The sequence below is a fragment of the Streptomyces sp. NPDC107546 genome, assembly GCF_055639175.1.
The window spans coordinates 62,475-69,235 of the sequence record NZ_JBVKBA010000035.1 but is presented as its reverse complement, the minus strand read 5'-3'; the positions used below and the strand labels follow the sequence as shown (position 1 = coordinate 69,235).

At 71.1% G+C, this 6,761-nt stretch carries 6 protein-coding genes; 2 read left to right on the top strand and 4 right to left on the bottom strand.

Translation table 11 applies throughout. The annotated features are described in order from the left end of the window. The first annotated feature begins 675 nt into the window (after positions 1-675). Positions 676-1,710 carry a tryptophan--tRNA ligase gene (trpS, locus tag ACZ7L1_RS33155; RefSeq protein ID WP_471442528.1) on the top strand — a complete coding sequence of 345 codons (1,035 nt, stop codon included), beginning with the start codon at positions 676-678 and terminating at the stop codon, positions 1,708-1,710. Between the two features lie 111 nt (positions 1,711-1,821). Here trpS and proC read toward each other — a convergent pair whose 3' ends face one another. The 4 genes from proC to ACZ7L1_RS33135 all read right to left on the bottom strand — a co-directional run bounded on the left by proC (position 1,822) and on the right by ACZ7L1_RS33135 (position 4,432). Next, the gene (gene proC / locus ACZ7L1_RS33150; RefSeq protein WP_471442526.1) at positions 1,822-2,631 is read right to left on the bottom strand and encodes a pyrroline-5-carboxylate reductase; all 810 of its coding nucleotides are present in this window, start codon (positions 2,629-2,631) and stop codon (positions 1,822-1,824) included. Positions 2,632-2,733: 102 nt separating this feature from the next. Next, positions 2,734-3,513 carry a class I SAM-dependent methyltransferase gene (locus tag ACZ7L1_RS33145; protein ID WP_471442524.1) on the bottom strand — a complete coding sequence of 260 codons (780 nt, stop codon included), beginning with the start codon at positions 3,511-3,513 and terminating at the stop codon, positions 2,734-2,736. A 66-nt stretch (positions 3,514-3,579) separates the two neighbouring features. Continuing rightward, entirely contained in the window at positions 3,580-4,074 is a 495-nt protein-coding gene (locus ACZ7L1_RS33140) for an EamA/RhaT family transporter (RefSeq protein ID WP_471442522.1), read from the bottom strand. A 46-nt stretch (positions 4,075-4,120) separates the two neighbouring features. Next, the gene (locus ACZ7L1_RS33135; protein ID WP_471442520.1) at positions 4,121-4,432 is read right to left on the bottom strand and encodes an SH3 domain-containing protein; all 312 of its coding nucleotides are present in this window, start codon (positions 4,430-4,432) and stop codon (positions 4,121-4,123) included. 181 nt (positions 4,433-4,613) lie between these two features. Here ACZ7L1_RS33135 and ACZ7L1_RS33130 point away from each other — a divergent pair, with 181 nt between their 5' ends. Continuing rightward, complete coding sequence (locus tag ACZ7L1_RS33130) at positions 4,614-6,707, top strand: serine/threonine-protein kinase (protein WP_471442518.1); 2,094 nt, start codon at positions 4,614-4,616, stop codon at positions 6,705-6,707. Positions 6,708-6,761: the final 54 nt, after the last annotated feature.

Genomic DNA, 6,761 nt, shown 5'->3' with positions numbered 1-6,761 from the left:
GGCACGCTGTTGAGTTCTCAAGGAACGGACGCTTCCTTTGTACTCACCGGAGAGACTCACTCTCTCGGCTTTCCTCCGGGCGCTTCCCTTCGGTGCTTCCGACTCTATCAGATCTTTCCGATCCGATTTCCTCGGTGCTTTCCGGCCTTTCGGCCTTCCGGCTTTGTCGACTCTATCAGATCCCTCAGTTCCCTTCGGGGTCTGACGCCCAGTCAACCGGGCTTGTCCTCGCGGCCCTTGGGCCGTTCCGACGAGTGAGACTTTAGCGGATTCTCGGCTCCCGAGCTAATCGGGGGCTTCCTTCCTACATTCCGAAAATACGCATGCCGATAACGCACGACGACGTAACGTCGATTGTCGGTTTGGTACCTGCGGAATGGCCGCCCGGGGACCGACCGGAGTCGGCGCTCACGTCGGGCAACCCGGAGAACCCTACGGATCGGCCCGGTGCGTGTCAACTCGGGTTCATACCCCCTTGCGGGAGGCCACGGTGGGCGTACCCTCGGTGTCATGACTTCGCGTACGTGCAACCAGTTGTGGTGGGCCGCCTGACGGCGGCCGGACTCACGTATGCGCTCAACGGCCGCCGCTTCGGCGGCCGTTCTCGTATCTCCTCCGGATCTCCGAGGGGCGGCCGGCCGAAGGCGGCGGTCCCTACCAGGAGGTGGAGTGGAGATGACACGGGTTTTCAGCGGGGTGAAGCCGACCGGGCACCTGACGCTGGGGAACTACCTGGGCGCCGTACAGCGGTGGGTGAACGTCGACCAGCATCAGGCGGACGCGCTCTTCTGCGTCGTCGACCTGCATGCCCTGACCGTGGACCACGATCCGGCGCGGGTGCGCAGGCTCAGTCGGCAGGCGGCGACGCTGCTGCTGGCCGCGGGGCTCGATCCGGAGCGGTGCACGCTGTTCGTGCAGAGCCATGTCGACGAGCACGCGCGGCTGTCGTACCTGCTGGAGTGCGTGGCCACCGACGGTGAGATGCGGCGGATGATCCAGTACAAGGAGAAGGCCGCACGGGAGCGGGCGCGGGGCGGGAGCGTGCGGCTGTCCCTGCTGACGTACCCGGCGCTGATGGCGGCGGACATCCTGGCGTACGGGACGGACGAGGTGCCGGTCGGGGACGACCAGACGCAGCACGTGGAGCTGGCGCGGGATCTGGCCGTGCGGTTCAACCAGCGGTACGGGCACACGTTCGTGGTGCCGCGGGCGACGCCCCCTCAGGTCGCGACCCGCGTCATGAACCTTCAGGACCCGACCTCCAAGATGGGCAAGTCCGAGGACACCGGGCCGGGCATCGTCTATCTGCTCGACGAGCCGGACGTCGTGCGGAAGAAGGTCATGCGTGCGGTGACCGACAGTGGGACGGACGTCGTGTACGACCGGGAGACGCGGCCCGGCGTGACCAATCTGCTGGAGATCCTCGCCGCCTGCTCCGGAGGTGATCCCGAGAAGCTGAGCGGTGCGTACGCGTCGTACGGGGCTCTGAAGAAGGACACCGCGGAGGCCGTGGTCGAGCTGCTGCGGCCGGTGCAGGAGCGGCATCGGGAGTTGTGTGCCGATCCCGGGTATCTCGAGGGGGTGCTGCGCCGCGGTGCGGAGCGGGCGCGGGCGGTGGCCCGGCCGACCGTGGATGCCGCCTACCGCGCGATCGGGCTGCTGCCGGCGGCTTCCGCTGTGCCGGAGGCCGTGGTGAGCGCGGCCCGGTAGGCGCGCGGGCGTCGGCGGCGTCCCTGTGGGGGGCGGGTTCGCGCGCGTGGTGACCTTGGAGGAGGTTCTGCGCGCGGCGGAGTGACCCGGTACCCGCCCCCTCGGGCGACGTCAGTTGTTGCCGGAGGCCAGCTCGCGGCTGCGGTCGCGGGCGGCTTCCAGGGCGGCGATGAGGGCGGCCCGTACGCCGTGGTTCTCGAGTTCGCGGATGGCGTTGATGGTGGTGCCCGCCGGGGACGTGACGTTCTCGCGGAGCTTGACCGGATGTTCGCCGCTGTCGCGGAGCATCACCGCGGCGCCGATCGCGGACTGGACGATGAGGTCGTGGGCCTTGTCGCGGGGCAGGCCGAGCAGGATGCCGGCGTCGGTCATGGCCTCGACCAGGTAGAAGAAGTACGCCGGGCCCGAGCCGGACAGCGCGGTGCAGGCGTCCTGCTGGGACTCGGGGACACGGAGGGTCTTGCCGACGGCTCCGAAGATCTCCTCGGTGTGGGCCAGGTGGTCGGCGGTGGCGTGGGTGCCGGCGGAGATGACGGACATGGCCTCGTCGACGAGGGCGGGGGTGTTCGTCATGACGCGGACGACCGGGGTGCCGACGGCGAGGCGGGCCTCGAAGAAGGAGGTGGGGATGCCCGCGGCGCCGCTGATGACCAGGCGGTCGGCGGGGACGTGGGGTGCGAGTTCGTCGAGGAGCGTGCCCATGTCCTGGGGCTTGACCGTGAGGATGAGCGTGTCGGCGGTCTTCGCGGCCTCGGGGTTGGTGACCGGGGTGACGCCGTAGCGGGTGCGGAGCTCTTCGGCCCGCTCCGGACGGCGGGCGGTCACCAGCAGGTCGGCGGGGGCCCAGCCGGCTCGGATCATTCCGCTGAGCAGGGCTTCGCCGATCTTGCCGGTACCGAGGACTGCGACTTTCTGGCTCATGGTGGTGGGGCCCTCCGTGGTGCGTCGTCCTTCCGTCATCCTCGCACCGGGGAGGGTGGGCTCGGCGGGGTGTCCGGTGGGCGGGACGGTGGCTGCCGGCACCTAGTGCTGTGGCCGGGCCACGATCAGTACCACGTCGTAGACCTCCTCCACACGGCCGTCCGGGAAGGTCTTGAGGAGGTGCTCCCGCTCCTCGGCGAGGAAGGCCCTGGCGCGTTCCTCGCCGCCGACCAGGAAGATCGAGTGGCTGCCGATGTTGGCGAGGTGGGTGTCGACGGGGACCGTGCGGCTCCAGCGGACGACGCGGCGGGCGTGGGCGGGGATCTCGGGGGCGCCTTCGAAGGCGAGTTCGGTATGGGTGCCGCCGGCGCCGTTCTTGGTGGCCTTCTCGGTGCCGAAGAAGCGCTTGATGCGGTCCGCCTGCTCGGTGATCCAGAGGACGTCCTGGGCGTCCATGTTCCACCACAGCGCGAGCGCGCCGCCCGGCCGCAGGACGCGCAGGGCCTCGGGGACCGAGCGGGCCGGGTCGGTCCAGTGCCAGGACTGGGCGTAGGTGAGGACGTCGGTGGAGGCGGTGGCGAGGGGGAGGGCGTTGCCGTCGCCGCGCAGGAGCGGGACGTCGGGGAGGCTGCGGAGGAACTGGTCGGCCATGCCGGCGCCGGGCTCCACGGCGAGTACGTGCGCGCCGCGGGCCTTGAGCAGGGCGGTGGCGATACCGGTACCGGCGCCGATGTCGGCCACGCGGGCGCCGGCGAGGGGGCGGCCGGCGAGGTCTTCGAGAGCGTCGAAGAGGGCGGGCGGGTAGGAGGGGCGGTTCGCGGCGTACTGGGCCGCGGCGGCGTTGAAGGAGTGGGCGCGGGCGGCTCGGGAGGGCGCGGTCATACGCCCATGGTGGCGGGCGGCGGGGGCCGGGGCAGCGGGTTTACGCGGCGTTGGGCGGGGCCCGGGTCAGGAACGGCGTCGACGGGAGGGGTTGCCGGTGCGGCGCGAGGTGCGCTTCTCCTGGGCGGCGCGGGCCTGGTCGTACTCCTCGCGGTGGAGTTTCTCGCCGGGGGCCTCGGTCAGGGAGCGGAAGAAGTAGGCGAGGAGGGAGCCGACGAAGCCGATGGTGAGGAGGCCGCGGAGGGAGGACTGGCGCTCGGGGTCGGGGCGCTTGGTGAAGGCTCCCCAGGTGTGGCCGAACGCGAGTGCGCTGCACACGGCGAACATGACCACGACCAGGAACGTCACCGGTGCGCCGACATCGGCGATGCTCAGGCCCTGATAGGCGAAGCGCAGGACGAGGCAGGAGATCGCGGCGGCGGCGAGGGAGCCGGCGGACACGGCGATACGGCGGGCCGTGTAGCCGCCGTCGTGATCCACCCAGGTGGTGCCGAAGAAGCGGATCGGTTCGGGGCGGGGGCCGCCCTTGGGGGTGTCCGGAGTGCCGTTGTCGTCGCTCACGCGTCGATTATCACTCCGGCGGCGGGCGGCCCCCGCGGCGGGACGGTCAGCAGCGCGAGGCGATGTAGCCGTCGCTGCCCGTGTTCACGTACGCGTCGGAGACGTACTCGCCGCTGTCGATGTTGTCCCATATGTTGCTCGTGCCGTACGGACCGGTCACCGTCGTGCCCGGCGTCTGGCAGTAGATCGGCACCTTGGCACCCTCGGGCAGGACCCGGACGATGGTGTAGCCGGTGCCGGGGCCGCTGCGGACGTTGAGCCGGACGCCCGGGGCGACCGAGTAGTAGCGCAGGACCGTCGTCGTGACGGCCTGCTGCTCGGTGTCGCGCTCGGTGTCTTCCATGCGGTCGACAGACATGGACATCCTCCCCCGTTGAGCCCCATGACTGTCATGGGGTCCCGTTGATTCCCTCGTGTCACACCTTCAAACACACATGTATGACGCGCACGCGGAGGCTGGCAAGCCGCCTCGGTCTCGTACGGGTCATCGACTAGGCTCCGTGCGTCGCGCGCGCGGACGAACAGCACGGGGGTGGTCCATGGCGCCACAGCGCAACACCGGAGCGGGCGCGGAAGCGGAACTTCCCGAGTACGCCGGTCACTACCGCCTGGAGTCCTGCCTGGGCTCCGGCGGCATGGGCGTGGTGCACCTGGCCCGCAGCACCTCCGGGATGAAGCTGGCGGTGAAGGTCGTGCACGCCGAGTACGCCAGGGACCCCGAGTTCAGGGGCCGTTTCCGGCAGGAGGTGGCCGCGGCCCGGAGGGTGAGCGGTGCCTTCACGGCCCCCGTCGTCGACGCCGACCCGGAGGCCGAACGGCCCTGGATGGCCACGCTGTTCATCCCCGGACCGACCCTGTCCGACCATGTGAAGCGGAACGGGCCCATGGTCCCGGCCCAGTTGCGCCGACTGATGGCCGGGCTCGCGGAGGCGCTGCGCGACATCCATCGGGCCGGGGTGGTGCACCGGGACCTCAAGCCGAGCAACGTGCTGCTCGCCGAGGACGGCCCGAAGGTCATCGACTTCGGCATCTCCCGGCCGAAGGACAGCGAACTGCGCACCGAGACCGGCAAGTTGATCGGCACGCCGCCCTTCATGGCCCCCGAGCAGTTCCGGCGGCCGAGGGAGGTCGGGCCGGCCGCCGACGTCTTCGCGCTCGGGTCCGTGATGGTGCACGCGGCCACCGGACGGGGGCCGTTCGATTCGGACAGTCCATACATCGTGGCCTACCAGGTGGTGCACGACGAACCGGAGCTGGCCGGCGTACCGGAGGATCTGGCGCCACTGGTGCTGCGCTGCCTCGCCAAGGAACCCGAGGACCGGCCCACGCCGGACGAACTGATGCGGGAGCTGCGGTCGGTGGCGGCCTTGTACGACACCCAGCCGTTCATACCGGCGCAGCGGACGGGCGAGGGCGACCTACCGAAGTCCGCGGCCGGCGCCGAGAAGCCGCAGCCGCGGCTGAGGGGACGGCTGCGCAAGCGGGTGGCCCTGGCCGCCGGGGCACTCGGTCTGGTGGCCGTCGGCGCGTTCGCCTCGATTCCCCTGCTGGGAGACGGCGGGCCACCGCGGGCCACCACCCGGTCGGCCCCGGCGGACGGATTCCATCAGTGGCAGGCACGTCCGGTTTCCGGGGGCACCGGTACGCCCCACTGTTCCTACGGGGCGGGGAAGCTGCTCTGCGCGCGGTCAGGGCTCGTCTACGCCCTCGATCCGGCCGACGGCACGCTGCTGTGGCGGCACGGCGTCGCCACGGCGCTCAGGAGCGGGCCGCCGGTCCTGTCGGGCGACCTCGTGCAGCCGCTGCTGGGCGAGGGGCTGCGTATGGAGGCCTTGGACCCCGCTTCCGGCAGACCACGTTGGCAGCGCGGCGTCCCGTCGTACAACGGATTGCGATCCGTCGGAGGCATGCTGCTGATCACCGGCAAGGACGGCACCGTCACCGGCGTCGACAGCGCATCGGGCGACACGAAATGGCGCCGGCGGATCCCCGGGCAGAGCACGCCCCTGTTCACCTCGTTCCCCGGAGACCCGACGGCGTACGCTGCGGGCGTCTCGGACGACGGGAGCAGCACGCGCGTCACCGCGGTGGATCCGGTGACCGGTGACGTGCGGTGGGACGCCCGGCTCAGCGGGCAGCTCGAACCCTTCGCGTCCAGGGACGGCTCTCTCTTCTTCCTCTCCCTGGGCGCCTACGGGGAGACGAGAGCGGTCGTCCGCTACGTCCCCGGTTCCGGGTCGGTGCGCCGCGTTCCCCTGACCATCGCGCTGGAGAACGCGCACGCGACCGTGCACGGAACCGTCGTCTACCTCCTGGCGGCGGGCGGTGCGCTGAAGGCCGTGGACCTGGACACGCGGAGGGAACTGTGGCACCTGGAAACGTCCGTGAGCCGCGGCTCGGCGCCGGTCGTGGCCGACGGCCAGGTGTACTTCACGGCGGCCGACGGGCGGCTCATCGCCGTCGACGCCCGTGACGGGAAGCTCACCGGTCAGACCCGGCCACGGCTGGCCCCGAGCTCGGACCGGGTGATGGCCGCGCTGCCCGAACCCCTGGTCATCGACCACCACGTCTACGCCGCCGCCCCCGACGGCACCGTCCTCGCCGTCGACGGACGCGACCCGGCCCGCTGGTAGGACGCGAAAGGGCCGCCCGGCGACGGGCGGCCCTTTCCAGAGCTCCTGGAGTGA